This is a genomic window from uncultured Arcticibacterium sp., assembly GCF_964021845.1.
GTDB lineage: Bacteria > Bacteroidota > Bacteroidia > Cytophagales > Spirosomataceae > Arcticibacterium.
The window spans coordinates 354,510-370,329 of sequence record NZ_CAXHZC010000006.1; the positions used below are offsets into that span (position 1 = coordinate 354,510).

At 37.8% G+C, this 15,820-nt stretch carries 18 protein-coding genes and 1 pseudogene; 9 read left to right on the forward strand and 10 right to left on the reverse strand.

Going from position 1 to position 15,820, the window contains the following annotated elements:
• A complete protein-coding gene (locus tag AADJ06_RS17605; RefSeq protein ID WP_341227802.1) occupies positions 1–1,059 on the reverse strand; it encodes a family 20 glycosylhydrolase in 1,059 nt (352 codons plus the stop codon).
• A gap of 33 nt (positions 1,060–1,092) precedes the next feature.
• Positions 1,093–2,268, reverse strand: coding sequence for a DUF5009 domain-containing protein (locus AADJ06_RS17610; RefSeq protein ID WP_341227803.1), 1,176 nt, complete (start codon positions 2,266–2,268; stop codon positions 1,093–1,095).
• Between the two features lie 167 nt (positions 2,269–2,435).
• Between AADJ06_RS17610 and AADJ06_RS17615 the strand changes: the two genes are divergently transcribed.
• Positions 2,436–3,338, forward strand: a complete 903-nt coding sequence (locus tag AADJ06_RS17615) for a histone deacetylase (protein ID WP_341227804.1) — start codon at positions 2,436–2,438, stop codon at positions 3,336–3,338.
• 1 nt (position 3,339) lies between these two features.
• Here the strand turns inward: AADJ06_RS17615 and AADJ06_RS17620 are convergent, their stop codons facing one another.
• Both AADJ06_RS17620 and idi read right to left on the reverse strand, forming a co-directional pair.
• Positions 3,340–4,698: an NAD-dependent succinate-semialdehyde dehydrogenase gene (locus tag AADJ06_RS17620; RefSeq protein ID WP_341227805.1), complete on the reverse strand. Its 1,359-nt coding sequence runs from the start codon at positions 4,696–4,698 to the stop codon at positions 3,340–3,342.
• A 64-nt stretch (positions 4,699–4,762) separates the two neighbouring features.
• A complete protein-coding gene (idi, locus tag AADJ06_RS17625; protein ID WP_341227806.1) occupies positions 4,763–5,257 on the reverse strand; it encodes an isopentenyl-diphosphate Delta-isomerase in 495 nt (164 codons plus the stop codon).
• Positions 5,258–5,362: 105 nt separating this feature from the next.
• Between idi and AADJ06_RS17630 the strand changes: the two genes are divergently transcribed.
• From AADJ06_RS17630 to AADJ06_RS17645, 4 genes are read left to right on the forward strand one after another with little or no spacing between them, the layout of a single operon-like run.
• A complete protein-coding gene (locus AADJ06_RS17630; protein ID WP_341227807.1) occupies positions 5,363–6,205 on the forward strand; it encodes a fumarylacetoacetate hydrolase family protein in 843 nt (280 codons plus the stop codon).
• 1 nt (position 6,206) lies between these two features.
• Positions 6,207–7,766, forward strand: coding sequence for an aldehyde dehydrogenase (NADP(+)) (locus AADJ06_RS17635; protein ID WP_341227808.1), 1,560 nt, complete (start codon positions 6,207–6,209; stop codon positions 7,764–7,766).
• Positions 7,767–7,771: 5 nt separating this feature from the next.
• Positions 7,772–8,560 carry an SDR family oxidoreductase gene (locus AADJ06_RS17640; protein ID WP_341227809.1) on the forward strand — a complete coding sequence of 263 codons (789 nt, stop codon included), beginning with the start codon at positions 7,772–7,774 and terminating at the stop codon, positions 8,558–8,560.
• Positions 8,561–8,566: 6 nt separating this feature from the next.
• Positions 8,567–8,896: an L-rhamnose mutarotase gene (locus AADJ06_RS17645; protein ID WP_341227810.1), complete on the forward strand. Its 330-nt coding sequence runs from the start codon at positions 8,567–8,569 to the stop codon at positions 8,894–8,896.
• Here the strand turns inward: AADJ06_RS17645 and AADJ06_RS17650 are convergent.
• From AADJ06_RS17650 to AADJ06_RS17675, 6 genes are read right to left on the reverse strand one after another with little or no spacing between them, the layout of a single operon-like run.
• Positions 8,893–9,273 (reverse strand): hypothetical protein, encoded by a 381-nt coding sequence (locus AADJ06_RS17650; RefSeq protein ID WP_341227811.1) that lies wholly within the window; start codon positions 9,271–9,273, stop codon positions 8,893–8,895. The genes AADJ06_RS17645 and AADJ06_RS17650 overlap by 4 nt on opposite strands.
• A gap of 4 nt (positions 9,274–9,277) precedes the next feature.
• The gene (locus AADJ06_RS17655; RefSeq protein WP_341227812.1) at positions 9,278–10,519 is read right to left on the reverse strand and encodes a sulfite oxidase; all 1,242 of its coding nucleotides are present in this window, start codon (positions 10,517–10,519) and stop codon (positions 9,278–9,280) included.
• Between the two features lie 10 nt (positions 10,520–10,529).
• Positions 10,530–10,751 carry a hypothetical protein gene (locus tag AADJ06_RS17660; protein WP_341227813.1) on the reverse strand — a complete coding sequence of 74 codons (222 nt, stop codon included), beginning with the start codon at positions 10,749–10,751 and terminating at the stop codon, positions 10,530–10,532.
• Positions 10,748–11,128 carry a rhodanese-like domain-containing protein gene (locus tag AADJ06_RS17665; protein ID WP_341227814.1) on the reverse strand — a complete coding sequence of 127 codons (381 nt, stop codon included), beginning with the start codon at positions 11,126–11,128 and terminating at the stop codon, positions 10,748–10,750. Before AADJ06_RS17665 ends, AADJ06_RS17660 begins: the two co-directional genes overlap by 4 nt.
• Entirely contained in the window at positions 11,115–11,354 is a 240-nt protein-coding gene (locus tag AADJ06_RS17670) for a hypothetical protein (protein WP_341227815.1), read from the reverse strand. Before AADJ06_RS17670 ends, AADJ06_RS17665 begins: the two co-directional genes overlap by 14 nt.
• Positions 11,355–11,401: 47 nt before the next feature.
• Positions 11,402–12,244: a hypothetical protein gene (locus tag AADJ06_RS17675; RefSeq protein ID WP_341227816.1), complete on the reverse strand. Its 843-nt coding sequence runs from the start codon at positions 12,242–12,244 to the stop codon at positions 11,402–11,404.
• A 57-nt stretch (positions 12,245–12,301) separates the two neighbouring features.
• Between AADJ06_RS17675 and AADJ06_RS17680 the strand changes: the two genes are divergently transcribed.
• The 4 genes and pseudogenes from AADJ06_RS17680 to AADJ06_RS17695 all read left to right on the forward strand — a co-directional run bounded on the left by AADJ06_RS17680 (position 12,302) and on the right by AADJ06_RS17695 (position 15,702).
• Positions 12,302–13,534: a pitrilysin family protein gene (locus AADJ06_RS17680; protein WP_341227817.1), complete on the forward strand. Its 1,233-nt coding sequence runs from the start codon at positions 12,302–12,304 to the stop codon at positions 13,532–13,534.
• A gap of 15 nt (positions 13,535–13,549) precedes the next feature.
• On the forward strand, positions 13,550–13,999 hold the full coding sequence (locus AADJ06_RS17685; RefSeq protein ID WP_341227818.1) for a 2'-5' RNA ligase family protein: 450 nt from the start codon (positions 13,550–13,552) through the stop codon (positions 13,997–13,999).
• A gap of 346 nt (positions 14,000–14,345) precedes the next feature.
• Positions 14,346–14,705, forward strand: a complete 360-nt coding sequence (locus tag AADJ06_RS17690; RefSeq protein WP_341227819.1) for a transposase — start codon at positions 14,346–14,348, stop codon at positions 14,703–14,705.
• Positions 14,706–14,838: 133 nt separating this feature from the next.
• A pseudogene (locus tag AADJ06_RS17695) lies at positions 14,839–15,702 on the forward strand (transposase).
• Positions 15,703–15,820: the final 118 nt, after the last annotated feature.

Consider the following 15,820-nt stretch of genomic DNA (forward strand, 5'->3'; position numbering starts at 1 on the left):
TCACTCTTTCTCAAACAGTGCCTTAAAGCATTTAGCGTCGCTGTCCTCTTCGCTGTTGCCATAAAATCTATCTAGGAAACCGTCTACGCCACTCCAAACCGTTTGCACCATTCCTGTGAAATGTTCTTTCATCTCAGGAGTGGCGTTGGCTCTTAATTCAGTCATCATTTCCTTTTGCTTTATAGCTAAATCTGTTTTCCGCCAGGGTGAAGTAGCTACATCAAAACCTTTCATGGCAAACATTACGGCTGTGGGATCTACACGCTCGTAATGCCAATCACAAATCATGACATCTTTAGGAATCATATCAATGGCTCGGTGTGTATTATTATAGCTAGCCTCCCAAAGACCTATTCCCGTAGTTTTCCCATCAATTAACCTGTCTCCCCAAATCCAAAGACGCTTCTCATTTTCCGCTAAATGATTTCTAATTTTAGTAACCTCACCAGCAAAGAGCTCTGCTTTATCTCTTCCCTGACATCTTGGGCAGTCCTCGTGCCCTAAATAAAAGACCTCATCCATTCCAGCATGAAAAGCATCTGCCTTAAACGCCTCTATAATCTCATCAACTATCTCAAAAACAACTTCGTGGACATCTGGATGTAAAGGGCAATAACTTTTACAGTACAGTCCATCTTCATTAGGCCACACATATTTTTCAGGTAATTTGATACCTGGCGTTTCATCAAATTCAGGATAAACCTGAAGCAATTTTTCTAAATCTGAATGCCAAGATTGATGCCCCAATAGATTAATTTGAGGTATAAGTGATATGCCACCCTTTTGTGCAGCAGCTACCAATTTATCAACATCCTTTTGCCTCAGAGCATTATCATTGACCAATTCTGGATGGGATTTGTATTGAAAATTATAATCAACCCTAAGAATTAAAGTATTCACCGAACGAGGTGCTAACTCTTCATTCATAAACTTCACAAAACGATCTAAGTTGCCTTTATTAGGAGCTGCTATTGCTAGCCCTCTAACTGGCAAACTCTCTTGACCAAATGCCAAAAAGCTAATAAAAAGTGAAAGTGTAAAAGCAAATATTTTTTTCATTCAAATGGTTATTAAAAATTGACAATAGAAAATTTATAATTTTAATCTGATATTGACTTTTGACAGCAAGGCTGCAAATCCTATCATTGCGAGAGCCCAAACCAAAGAACCCAATACAGCGAGCCATTGCATTTCATCTTGCTTATAAAACAACACCTGAAAAGGCAGAGCCCAAATTAAATAATAGACAATATCTGGTGCTAAATAGGTGGTTAAGGAATTTTGACCAGCTGGCTTAAATGGTTTGAAGAAAGCAGTGATATTCTTTATGTCAATCAAATAGTACAACAGCCCAAACACCAACACACTTATTCCTGTACAGAGCATTCCCCAGCTAGAAGTTGCTAAAATTTTTGAGAAAATAAACCAATAATGCAGCACAAAGGCCAATACTATACCCGCTAAGCCTATCGGAATTATCCGCTTTAAAAACTTGATTTGCTCATTTTTAAATTCCTTTAAAAGAATACCAATTAACAAACCTGAAAGAACTATTAATGGTACGCTACCGCTCAAAATAACACCAAAAATAGGTTTCAAAGGGTTCATGAAATTCGTAAAACCTGAGTCGTTTAGAATGTTCAAAAATAAAAAGACAAAGCAAGCAAATACTGTTTTCCATACACTGTCTCTGAGAAAAAAATAGGTCAAAGCTGCCACCAAGTAACCCCAACCAATTAAGCCTAAAATACCCCACCAACCCTTTTCTATAAACGTAGGTTTTTCAGCAGTACCTCCCCTGAAAGTGAACGCTAAGTAAATTAGAAGTGCTATTCCTAAGTATTTCAAAAAAGCCATTTTGCTTTGCTTAGGGTATTTGTTCCAAATTAAAAACACAGAAATATATCCCAAAACCACCCACAGTGTTTTATGCATTCCAGTTAGTTCCTCATTAAGGTTTGAAGTGTTTATCATAAAAACACCAATAATGAGTAAACTGATAGTTCGTGAGAAAATATGAAAAAGCAGGCTCCACTTACTTTCTTGTTTCTTTTCTCGTGCCTTAAAAGCAAAAGGAATAGACAAACCTACCATAAACAAAAAACCAGGGAACACCCAGTCTGCTAAACCCATTCCGTCGTCGCTGGCACTAGTATGACCCAACCAGTCTGGCACTCCGGGAATATAGAGGTCATTCACAAAGAGCATTAAAAAGAGGGTTAAACCACGCATGACATCTATAGAAAGAATACGTTGGCGTTTAAGCATATTTCGTTTAGGCTTGAAATGGGCAATTTGGATACCCAATCAAGTTATTAAAAAAAATTAATATTTAACTTCTGATGAAGAAATTATTTAAATAACATTCGGTGAGACAAGAAAAGAATTATTCCATCTAAAACTTTATTCCCCTGATTCTCTAGCTTTGTAGTTCTATGCTAAAAATAGCTTTCTCCCCTATTTATATATATGAACTGCCAGATGGGCATAGATTCCCAATGGAGAAATATGAGCTCATTCCAGCCCAATTACTTCATGAAGGAACCGTGACCGAAGAAAACTTCTTTCATCCGACGGCTTTAGAAGACGAGCAAATTCTTTTAACCCATACGGCAGAATTCCTCAACAAGCTTAAAACGCAAACACTTTCAAGGAAAGAAATTAGAGCCATTGGCTTTCCTATGTCTGCAAAACTAATAGACAGAGGAAGATACATAGCAAACGGAACACTGCAATGTGCCAGATACGCCATTGAGCATGGCATCGCCATGAATATTGCCGGAGGCACACACCACAGCTATGCAGACCGTGGAGAGGGGTTTTGTATCTATAATGATATTGCTATAGCCGCAAACATACTTCTTAAAGAGGGTACTTTTAGTAAAATCTTGATAGTTGATTTAGATGTTCATCAAGGAAACGGCACCGCCAAAATTTTTGAAAATGAACCGCGTGTTTTCACTTTCAGTATGCATGGTGCTAAAAACTACCCCTTAAGAAAAGAAAAAAGCGATTTAGATATTGGTTTGGAAGATAACACCACAGACAAATTTTATCTTAAAACCTTAAAAGATGTATTACCAAAAATAATGGAGGATGTAAAGCCTGAAATGGTTTTCTATTTGTCAGGGGTAGACATTTTAGAAACTGATAAGTTAGGCAGGCTTTCTGTCTCCATTGAGGGTTGTAAAGAAAGAGACCGTTTTGTCCTTCAGACCTGCAAAGATTTAAACTTACCGCTGTGCATTAGTATGGGAGGCGGTTATTCTCCTGCCATCAGAGATATAGTAGAAGCTCATGCCAACACTTTTAGACTGGCAAATGATATATTTTTCTAAACTACTTCTGAATGTAAACGGTCTTAACATTCACAAACTCCATAATCCCGTCTTTCGCCAGCTCTCTTCCGAAACCTGATTTCTTCGTGCCACCAAAAGGTAGCCTTGGGTCTGATTTGACCAAATCATTGACAAAAAAAGCACCATCTGGCACTTCCTTGATATAAGCTTTTACCTTTTCTAGGTCTTCTGTAAAAACACTTATCCCTAAACCAAACTCCGTATCTTTCGCTACTTCAAAAGCTTCTTTCGCATTCTTAACCTTAATAATAGGAGCCACAGGTCCGAAAGTTTCCTCTTTAAAAACAGGCATAGCAGCAGTAATATGGGTTAACACCGTTGGCTCATAATATGCCCCATTCTGCTTTCCTCCTAGCTTAATTTTAGCTCCCATTTCCACAGACTTGTCAACTTGTTCTGCCAAAATATCTGCTAAATCTTCTCTCGCTAAAACTCCAATTTCAGAACTATCCAACATTGGGTCACCAGACTTTAAAGCCTTTACCTTATTGACAAATCCCTCTACAAATTTATCATAGGCTTTTTCTACCACTATAAAACGTTTTGCCGCAATACAGCTTTGCCCCGTATTCATAAAACGAGCCTTCACTCCTATTTCCACAGCTTTGTCAATATCAGCATCATCCAGAACCACAAAGGCATTACTTCCGCCTAATTCTAAAAGAGATTTCTTGATATTCTTTCCAGCCAAACTAGCTACTGAGGCACCAGCCTTTTCGCTTCCAGTCAATGAAACGGCTTTGACAATGTCATTTCCTAATAAAGTTTCTATGCTATCATGAGAAACTAAAAGGTGCTGAAAAGCACCTTCAGGAGCTCCTGCTTCTGAAAAGATATCGGCTATATGCTTACCAGACCCTAGCACATTAGAAGCATGTTTTAAAAGACCAATATTGCCGGCCATAAGCGTAGGAGCTGCAAACCTAAAGACCTGCCAAAAAGGAAAATTCCAAGGCATAATGGCCAGAATAGCTCCTAGGGGCTCATAAGTAACAAAACTCTCGTGGGCATCGGTATCTATAGACTTTGGACTTAGAAAACCTTCTGCATTTTCCGCATAATACTCACAAACCCATGCACATTTTTTCACCTCGGCTCTAGCTTCTGATATTGGCTTACCCATTTCTGATGAAATGGTTTTAGCATATTTCTCCGAATTCTTTTTGAGGATTTCTGCAGCCCTATTTAAAACCTTCGCTCTTTCAGCAAATGACCTAGTTCGCCATTCAGTAAATGTTTTATCTGCTTTTTTTAGTATCACTTCTTGTTCCGTAATACTGTGTTCAGGAAAAGATGCTAATTCTTGATTATTGTAAGGATTTACACTTTTAAATGCCATAACTCATGATTTTTTAGATAAGAGAGATACGCAAGCATGAGAGCCTCGGACTCCGACTGGCTCTTTAAATTCGCTCTAAAATCTCCTTAAACCAAACCGTATAGTTCCCTTCGTTTTTAAGAATGTCTGCTTTTACTTCTTCCACATCTACCCATTTAAAGTTTGCCACTTCTTCAGGATTTGCCACAAAGGAGTCATTGTATTCACCAAAAAACACATGGTCAATCTCATGCTCTATCAAGCCATTATCAAAAGCCGCATGATACCTAAAAGTAAATTGATAATCTATTTCACAGTTAAAACCCATTTCTTCTTCCAGCCTCCTATTGGCTGCCTGCTTAATTTCTTCTCCTTTATTTGGATGTCCACAGCAAGCGTTTGTCCACAAGCCGGGGGAATGATATTTCCCAAAAGCTCTCTGATGAATCAACATTTTGCCCTCTTTATTAAAAATAAGAACAGAAAATGCTCTATGCAGTTTGCCTTCTCTATGAACTTTTATCTTTTCATCGTAGCCAATGATTTCATCTTCATCATTAACCAAGGTTATGTTTATCATTACTTGTATGTTTGACACTTAATAAGAGGTTACTTTTAAATATATACGCTATTTTTGAACAAATGTCCTAAATTTCAACCTTAAAAATATTCAACCCATAATCGCATGAAAGTTTATAAAACTAATAAAGCCTTCATTATCGAAAACGAAGGTCAGTATTATTCTTCAAAACATACTAACTGGGATTCTTTTATCAATAGAGATAACTTATTTCAGGAGCTTCTAAAAGAGATTCAAAGCTTAACAGCTTCTCCTGATCTAAAAAAACTAGCCTCAGAAGAAAATTTAGCTCCTATCCAAAATCAAGAAGTTTGGGCTTCGGGAGTTACATACTTAAGAAGTAAAAGAGCTAGAATGGAAGAATCAAAAGATTCCGGTGGGGGAGACTTCTATGACAGAGTTTATGATGCAGACAGGCCAGAATTATTTTTCAAGGCCACTGCTGGTCGTGTAGTAGGCAATGGAGAAAACATCCGAATAAGAAGAGATTCTAAATGGAATGTTCCTGAGCCAGAATTGACACTTTTTATTAATACCTCCGGTCAAATTTCTGGATACACCGTAGGAAACGATGTTAGTAGTAGAGATATTGAAGGTGAAAATCCCTTGTATTTGCCACAAGCAAAATCTTACGACAAGAGTGCCGCTCTTGGGCCTTGTATCTTTGTAACAGAGACTCCTATTGACCCTGAATCTGAAATCAAACTTGAGATTTTCAGAAATGGTGAAACTGTTTTCAGTCAAAACATACAAGTTAACCAAATGAAAAGAACGCAGGCTGATTTGGTCAAATACCTTTACGCCGAATGTACTTTTGATAATGGCTGTTTTCTTATGACAGGTACTGGAATCATTCCTGAAGATGAATTTTCTCTTCAAGTGAACGATAAGGTTGAAATCAGCATTGAAAACATAGGAACACTATCAAACACGGTAGAAACAAAATAACATGACAATACAAGGAAAGAACATCATTGGTTTTAATAATTCATCAGAAGGTACCGTTGCCATTCAGGCAATTAATCCTGTAACGGGAGACACTTTAGGACCTTTATTTTATAATGCTACTTTAGAAGAGCTAGCCTCAGCTACTGATTTATCAGAAGACGCTTTTGCTGTTTACCGAAAGAAAAGTGGTAAAGAAAAAGCAACTTTTTTAAGAAAAATAGCCGACGAAATAGAAGCTATTGCTCAAGACTTAACAGACAGATACACCTCTGAAACGGGCCTGCCAGAAGGAAGAGCAAACGGAGAAAGAGGTCGGACTTGCGGTCAATTAAGATTATTTGCCTCTCTTTTAGAAGAAGGTTCTTGGCTTAACGCCAAAATTGACCCTGCTATGCCAGACAGACAGCCAATGCCTAGAGTTGACCTTCGGTCAATGGAGAGGCCACTAGGTCCTGTTGCCGTTTTTGGTGCTAGTAATTTCCCATTAGCTTTTTCTGTAGCTGGTGGAGATACCGCTTCTGCCTTAGCGGCAGGTTGCCCAGTAATATTCAAAGCACACCCTGCACATTTAGGCACTTCGGAATTAGTAGGAACAGCCATTCAAAAAGCCGCAAAAGAAACAGGAATGCCAGATGGTGTTTTCTCTATGCTTCATGGCGACCCTGAAGTTAGTCAGGAGTTAGTTAAAAGCCCTGCTATTAAAGCAGTTGGTTTTACCGGTTCTTATAAGGTGGGTAAACTGCTTTTTGACATTGCAAATGCAAGACCAGAACCTATTCCAGTTTATTCAGAAATGGGAAGTACTAACCCTGTTTTCATTTTACCGAAAACCTTAGAAAGTCAAAAAGAAGCTTTAGCAGAAAACTATATCAACTCCGTTAATATGGGGGTTGGACAGTTTTGTACAAACCCTGGAATCTTGTTAATACAAAAGGACGAAGCTTTCATTAACATGCTAGAAGAAAAAGCCAAAAGCTCTTCTGGAGGAAATATGCTTACGCCAGGTATTAAAGATGCCTATAACGGCGGAATAGAAAAATCTAAGAAGTTTACGAAGATTATTGGTGTTGGTAAAAAAGCAGACGGATTAACAGGTGTAGAGCCTACTATTCTTCATGCCGACTACCAAACATTCAAAGATAACCCTCAACTAGACGAGGAAATATTTGGACCCACCAGTTTAGTCGTAGAAGGAAACTCCAAAGAAGAGTATCTAGAAATAGCTAAAAATTTGGGTGGTCATTTAACAGCAACAGTACATGGTTCTGAAGAAGAACTTACGGAGTATGCTGAATTATTAGAAATTTTGGAGCAAAAAGTAGGAAGATTAATTATCAATGGCTTCCCTACTGGCGTTGAAGTATCCCATGCTATGGTACACGGTGGACCATTTCCAAGTACTACAGACAGCCGAAGCACATCTGTAGGAACAGGAGCTATCACGAGGTTTACTAGACCCGTTTGTTTCCAAAGCCTACCAGATTCTTTACTTCCTGATGAGTTAAAGGAAGCGAATCCTTTGAAAATATGGAGACTTGTAAACGGCGAAATGACTAAATAAAAAGTATGAATCTTCATCTAAACGAAAAAGTAATTATTGTCTCTGGTGGAGCCAAAGGTATTGGAGAAGGCATCTGTGCTCAGTTAGCATTAGAAGGTGCCTTCCCCGTTATCATTGGGCGAAACGAGGAAGATAATCAGGCCTGTCTTGATAAAATTAACGCAGCTGGCGGTTTTGGATATACGGTAAAAGCAGAGCTTTCAAAACCAGAGGAATGCGAAAGAGCTATTAAAGATGTTTATGATCGTTTTGGAAAAATACACGGCCTTGTCAATAATGCAGGATTAAATGATGGCGTAAGCCTAGAAAGTGGAAATTATGAAGGTTTTATGCAATCGCTGCATAATAACCTAACGCATTACTACTTATTAGCTCATCATGCATTACCTGCCCTAAAAGAAAGTAAAGGAAGCATAGTGAACATTACCTCCAAAGTAGCAGAAACCGGCCAAGGAGGTACATCAGGTTACGCTGCCGCAAATGGTGGGAGAAATGCCTTAACTAGAGAATGGGCGGTAGAATTGCTCAAATATGGAATCCGTGTGAATGCCGTGGTAGTAGCAGAAAGTTACACACCTATGTATGACCGCTGGATTAAATCTTTGCCTAATGGTGAAGAGCAACTCAAAGAAATAAATAACAGAATTCCTTTAGGCAACAGAATGACTACAGTGGAAGAACTCGCCAATATGGTGGTATTCTTACTCTCAAAACGCTCTAGTCATACCACGGGACAAATTATGCATGTGGACGGAGGATATGTTCACCTTGACAGGTCATTAATAAAGAAATAAGAAAGTATGAAAAGATTTTGTTTAGCTCTTGATTTAAAGAATGACCCAAAACTTATTGAGGAATACGAAGTTTATCATCAAACCGCTTGGCCCGAAATCACTGCTAGCATTAAAGACGCAGGAATTCTTGATATGGAAATTTACCGTATTGAAAATCGTCTTTTCATGATTATGGAAACCAAGGATGATTTTTCCTTTGAAAAGAAATCCGAAATGGATTTAAATAACCCAAAAGTTCAAGAATGGGAAGAACTTATGTGGAAATACCAAGACGCCTTACCTTCTGCCAAAGAAGGAGAAAAGTGGCTAATGATGGATAAAATATTCAAGCTCTAACGCTCATTTAAATCATACCATTCCACATTCTCAAGATTTGCTCGCCTAGAGGCTCTTTCCTCTGGTGAGTAATATTTCTCTAAATAGTCTAAAACAGCAGGCTCAAACTCTCCTAAATCCCATAGGTTTTGGGTTTTCTGCATCCAAACGATTTTATCTTTCCAGCCTTCTCTGGTAAACCTGTTTTGGGTAATCAGTTTCGCAGAATGACAGGCCGTGCATTGACCTTTTACTAACATTAAGTTTGGGTCAATCTGCAAGCCACTGTCCGGGTCAATTCCAACGCTTAGTTCCTCCTGAATTTGAGGTTGACTGTTTTTGCATTTTATAAGCACTATAGAAAAGGCCAGTAATAAGAAAAGCAATAAATTCTTCATACGCTTAGCTCGCTACTTTTATGGCTATTCTGTGACAAGAATTATTTAGATACCCTTTAGGGTTCCAACCAGGAATAACCATTGGTTGAGATTTACCCTCCGAATCTGTAGCCTTTGCCCATACTTCATAGTAACCTTCTTTTGGGAAGTTAACTTCCGCTGACCAATGCTGCCATGCAAGCCTATTAACAGGCTTTTCTAAAGAGCAAACTTGCCATGTAGCCCCAAAATCTATAGAAACCTGAACTTTGGAAACCGATAAATCTCCTGCCCAAGCATGACCTCTAACACTTAAAGCCTGACTAGGCTTTATCACCGCACCTGTTTTAGGATAAGTTACCAAAGACTTTATCGGCATACTTTCAATAATCTTGAAATCCTCTTCTGCCACTTTCTCACCCGGTGCCACAGGGTTCTTAGGAACTCTATAACTGGTACCTGTCATTTTAGGTCCATCATGCACTATATTCCTAATCGAAATCCTTTCTAACCATTTCCCCGAGGTAGAAGCCGGCCAGCCACCTACCGCTAACCTTAATGGATAACCATTCATGGTTGGAATATCCTCATCATTCATAGCCCAAGCTATTAATGTTTCGTCTTCCATAGCTTTAGAAATTGGCACTCCTCTAGATATTGGTTTTTTGTCAGGGTCCCCGCTTATATGCGTGTCTTTTCCGTAATAACCTATGTAAACGGCATCTTCCTTAACACCAGCATCATTCAATATGTCCTTTAGCCTAACACCCGTCCATTTTGCACAAGAAACAGCACCTTCCGCCCATTGATTTCCTGATGCAGGAGGGTAAAAGCCTGCTCTCCCATTGCCACCACATTCTAATGTTAGTTGATAAGAATAATGTTTGAATTTAGACTTTAGCTCTGCTATTGAATATGATTTAGAATCAACAACCGACTCACCTTCAATTGTCAATTTCCATGTACTTAAATCAATACTTTCTGGAGGAATACCATTATTTCTGACAAACATCTTGTCAGCAGGAGTAATTCTATCATCCAATAAATGGGGTGGGGCTTCCACATTCCAAGGTCTATCATTCAGAACTATCAAGTCTTTATGTTTCCCTGGTAAAACCTCTTCTAACTGTCCTTCCGTAATTCCTAAAGGGAGAACGCCTTTTGGTAAGCTAGCAGCATGAACAATATTCGACCCAACTAAACAGGTCAAAGAACCTAAGACTGATTTCTTTAGAAATCCACGTCTATTCCAAATTCCAGATGACATATATATCTACTTAATTCTTCTTTACAAATACCTTAAACAAAGCCAAAATCAACCATATCCAAGGAAAGCCATGTAACAGTAAATCAAAGTAATCCATTGGTTTCATACCACTGGCTCCTCCAAATAACCATTTAAGTTTTCCTACAATATGCGGTCCAGGAATAAAAGGGGCTAAGCCCAAAGTTAAACACAGTAATAATGGCATCAAAACTGTTTTAAAGTCTCTTTTCATAGCCCTTTATCCTTCAATTGGTTATATCCAGAATTAGTTAAATTATATACTTTGAACCCTTTTTTTTCTAATACTTTGGCCGCTCTAGCACTCCTTCCGCCTACCGCACAGTAGACAAATACAGGTTTTGACTTATCTAATTCAGAAAGGTTCTGTTCAAATTTAGCATCGCTGTAATTAATCAATGCCGACTTTTCCAATTTACCATTGGCCCATTCTCCCGGAGTTCTCACATCTAATAACTGAGCTTTTTCGGTAGATTTGTAAGTACTTACAAACTCATCCAAAGGCAAGTTTGTTATTTGCGAATTTGCCTCCTTACAGGCCATGATGCTTACCAGCATTAATAACAATAATACAATCCTAGACTTCTTCATATTCTACTTCTATATTTTTAGTTTCTAAATTTTCATGCTCGCTTTTTATAGGGGTGCATGCCGCACATCCTACATTCATCACTGCTTGATATACAAAGAAAAGACCTGCCAGCACTAGAAAATGCTGACCCTCCATCAAACTTACGACGGCTATATATCCACCCATTACCAGTCTCAAAATCCTCACAAAGCTCCAGGGCTGAGCCAACAATTCAATAAATTTCATTCTATGTTTTTGTTTATACTACAATGATAAGAATAGTAAAAGGTTCTCTATTGAACATTTGTCACATGGAAATCAATCAAAGCCTGCATAGGGTCTTGTAGTATTAAAATGTCGTTATCAAAATACCTAGCCAACGTAGCCTTTAATAAATCTTGAAAATAAAATGCTATAGAACCAACAAATCCCAGCTTCATATCACCGTTCACATTATATTTTAATAAGTTATGCTTCACAAACTCTTCAAAAGCTTTGGACACCAAAGCTGACACCCACCTGTCCTCCAAATTTGATTTAAGAAAAGGCACAAACTTAGCGAAGTAGGCATTGGGTTTTTCCTTAGTCAAAACCTCAAAAATTACATCTCTTTTAAAGCTGCCAAATTCTATTTCAAATTTATCTTTCAAATCAGGAGGCAACTCATTTCTTAGGTAAGCCTTAATAAGCCTTTTCCCTAAATCCGAACCGCTACCCTCATCACCTAACCAAAAACCTAAAGACGGAACGGAGACCACTATTTCAATTCCATCATAAACCCCACTGCTAGCCCCTGTACCTAGTATACTAGCAACTCCTTTTCCATTCCCAAACAAAGCTCTGCATGCTCCTAAAAAGTCTGAAAAAACATGCACTTCAGCAGAGGTGTCAATATATTTATTCAAATAACCTGACATCACTTTAATCTTGTCAATACTAGACACACCTGCCCCATAAAAAAGAATAGATGAAATGGCTTCGCCAAAATGTAATTTAACCGAGGTAAGTATTTCACCTACCTGCTCCTCACTCATAAAATGAAGGTTAATTCCTTTCGTTTTAAAAATACGACAAGAAGTACCTTGGCATAATGCCCAATTTGTTTTCGTAGAGCCACTATCTGCAATTAGCTTCATTTAATAACATCTGATTCCAGTACAATTATCCGTATTTTTGTCGATTATTTTATGGAAATGAACGAATATAGCGAGCATACTCTGCCAAATGGCATCAGACTAGCACATAGAGAGGTCACACATACCAAAATAGTTCATTGTGGCATCATGCTAGATATTGGCAGTAGAGATGAAAAACCACATCAAATAGGTCTAGCTCACTTCTGGGAGCACATGGCATTCAAAGGCACTAAAAAAAGGAAGTCTTATCATATAATCAACAAGCTTGAAGTAGTTGGAGGAGAACTTAACGCCTATACTACCAAAGAAAAGATATGCTTTTATGCCTCCGTTCTTGACAATCATTTTGATAAAGCTATAGATATCCTAAGCGACATTACTTTTCATTCAATATTTCCAGAGAAACAAATTGAAAAAGAAAGAGGTGTAATACTGGAGGAGATGTCCATGTACCTTGACAGCCCTGAAGATGCTATTCAAGACGAACTAGACAGTCTAGTTTTCCAAAATCATACTTTAGGAAACAATATCCTCGGTACAAAAGAAAGTGTTCAATCCTTTACTCAAAACGACCTTAAAAACTTTGTTGAAGAGAATTTAGATACCAGTAAAATTGTAGTTTCTGTTGTAGGAAATATTACATTCAAAAAAGCTATTCGATTAGTTGAAAAATATCTGCTAGATATTCCTACAAAAAGCAACAATTCTTTAAGAACGAAGCCAAGCAACTACAAATCGCAAAACCTTGTTTTTGAAAAGCCCATTAATCAAGCTCATGTGGCTTTAGGAATCCCCTCTTATTCCCTAAATGATAAAAACCGATTTGCCTATTTTACACTCATCCATTTATTAGGAGGTTCTGGAATGAATTCTAGATTAAACGCAAGTTTAAGAGAAAAACATGGTCTTGTCTATGGAATTGATGCAAACTACACCGCATTTACAGATAGCGGTTATACTTCAATCTTCTATGCCACCGAACCAAAGAATTTAAAGAAAGCGAACCAGCTTGTTCAAAAAGAAATTGAACTACTCAAAACTAAACCTTTAGGTAGTTTACAATTAAAAAATTTAAAGGAGCAGCTAATGGGTCAATTAGCCATGTCTGACGAAAGCAATCAAAGCTTTATGCTTATGATGGCCAAAAGTCTTTTGGACCTTAATAAGGTAAACACTTTAGAAGAAGTATTCTCAAAAATTCAAGTTATCAATGCCAGTGACCTAAAAAATCTTGCAATAGAAGCATTACCTAAGGAGAGTTTTTCAAACTTAACTTACAAAGCAGGCTAAAATAGAACTCATATTATGGAAACTTTATTCGCTACAGAAATCCTTCAGGTCTTAAACGTCCTTTCCCCTTCCGAATCGCTTATAAAAAGAGTTTCTCAAATAAAGCAAGACATCTTTAACCAATACGGCAAATTTGATTCATATACATCAACAGCACATATCACCATAAACACCTATTTGCTCGACTCAGAAAGAATTACATCTTTCAATAAAAAGCTTTCTGAATTCTTTTCTTTCTATCCGCCTATTGACATACATGTAAACGGATTCGATTTTTGGGACTCTTCAAAAACGATGGTTCTTAAGGTAGAAGACAATAATGACCTCAAAAGATTAAGGAAAGACCTAAATATTTGGCGTAAACTAAATCATCTAAAAGGTAATTATAAACCAACCGATGTTCCACATATTACCATGGCCAAGAATCTCAACAACCAACTGTATCAAGAACTAAAATCTCGCTAGCAATACATTCCTTTTCAAACAAGTTTTGAATCAAATCATGTACTAAGTTTGTCAAAGAAACAATTTAGTCTCAAGTATTCCAGAAAGGAATTATTCGCTTTTGAAAACCGACCTAACGGTAGAGTTCTTTAAACTACTTAATAGAATCCTACTATAGCATCATGCTTATATGTAACGGAACGCCTTGTCGTTATTCTTAATCTCGCTAGCATTCTACAATAAAAGGCAAGAATCTTCTTAGAAACTAAAGATTATAAATAAACGCCTAGTTCATTTGGGTCAAGAGCAAAAGTTGGGGGATAGGAGATAAATTCTGAATTTTGAGCAAAATAAAAGAAGCTTAAAATTGGAGGATATTTTAAAACTACTGCTGCCAGAAATATTGGTTAATAATTTTGACATAACAAAAATCGATAAGAAGAAAGACCCAAGTGTTTTACGCATATATCTAACCGAAAAAGGAGATACCCCCAAAGAACTATCGCACCTAAAATTACATTCAAAAGGCTTCTTTGATGAGATAACTATCAGAGACTTTCCGATTCGTCATTATAAGGTCTTTCCACATATTAAACGTCGTAAATGGAAGGATTTAGAGACGAATAAGAACGTAGCAAGGGATTGGGAATTAGTGGCTAGCGGCACTCGTATGACAACAGAGTTTGCTGCTTTTTTAAAAGAATTCAATAGATACACAGGCTATTGATGTCGAAACTGTTGGCAAATTATTCGGATTAAATGGGAAGAAACTACAGCGGCAGTATAAGAATCATCTAAGCAATTTCAAGAACTGGAAGCAGAAACGAAGAGCCAAAGAATGGCTAGTTTACCCACAAAATATGAGAGAACATCTGTCAATAGATGAAACTAGTCTTTCAGATGGAGAACTTTATACTATTCTGACGAATAAAGAAGCGAAAGGTAAAAAAGGAAGCATTGTTGCCATCGTAGCAGGCACTAAAGCCGCTGATATAATGAAAGTCTTACGTAAAATACCAGAACCTAAATGTAAGATGATCAAAGAAGTAACCCTAGATATGGCCCCTAATATGGAATTAGCTATCAAGAAGTCATTCCCATGGGCAAAGCGTGTTACTGACTAGGCGTCCCCGACAGATTTCACGTACAAAAATTAGCTTGGGATGCAGTGCAAGAGATGAGAATCAAGCATCGTTGGGAGGCTCCCTGCCAAAGGCAGATAAATAGACCAAGAAAGCGATGCTATTGAACTTGCAAAAGCAAAAGGGACTCCATACAAACCTAAAATACTAAGTAATGGTGATACGCTAAAGCAGCTTTTAGCTCGAAGCAGGTATGACCTTTATAAGCGACCAGTAAACTGGTCTAAATCGCAGACCGAAAGAGCTACTCTATTATTTGAACGTTATCCTGACATTGAAAAGGCATTTGGCTTGGGTATTAAACTCGCTGAAATTTACTACAAGACCACTGACCAAGTATATGGCTTAGCTAGACTAGCTAAATGGCATTAAGAAGTAAGGCAGGCAGCCTTCAAGTCATTTAATTCTATTGCCCGAACTTTTGAGCATCATTACAGAACTATTCTTAAACATTTTGACAACAGAAGCACCAATGCTTCAGCAGAATCTTTCAATGCTAAAGTAAAAGCTTTTAGGAGCAGATTTAGAGGTGTCAGGAGTATTGAATTCTTCCTTTTTAGGCTATGTCAAATTTATGCTTAAAGAGTTCATCCCCCAACTTTTGTTCTTGACCCCAACTTTTGCTCTTGGTCCTTAGTATTGAGGTTTAATAAAAATGTCGGGGGGACGCCTAGTTCGTCAACCTACTCTCCCAGAACTA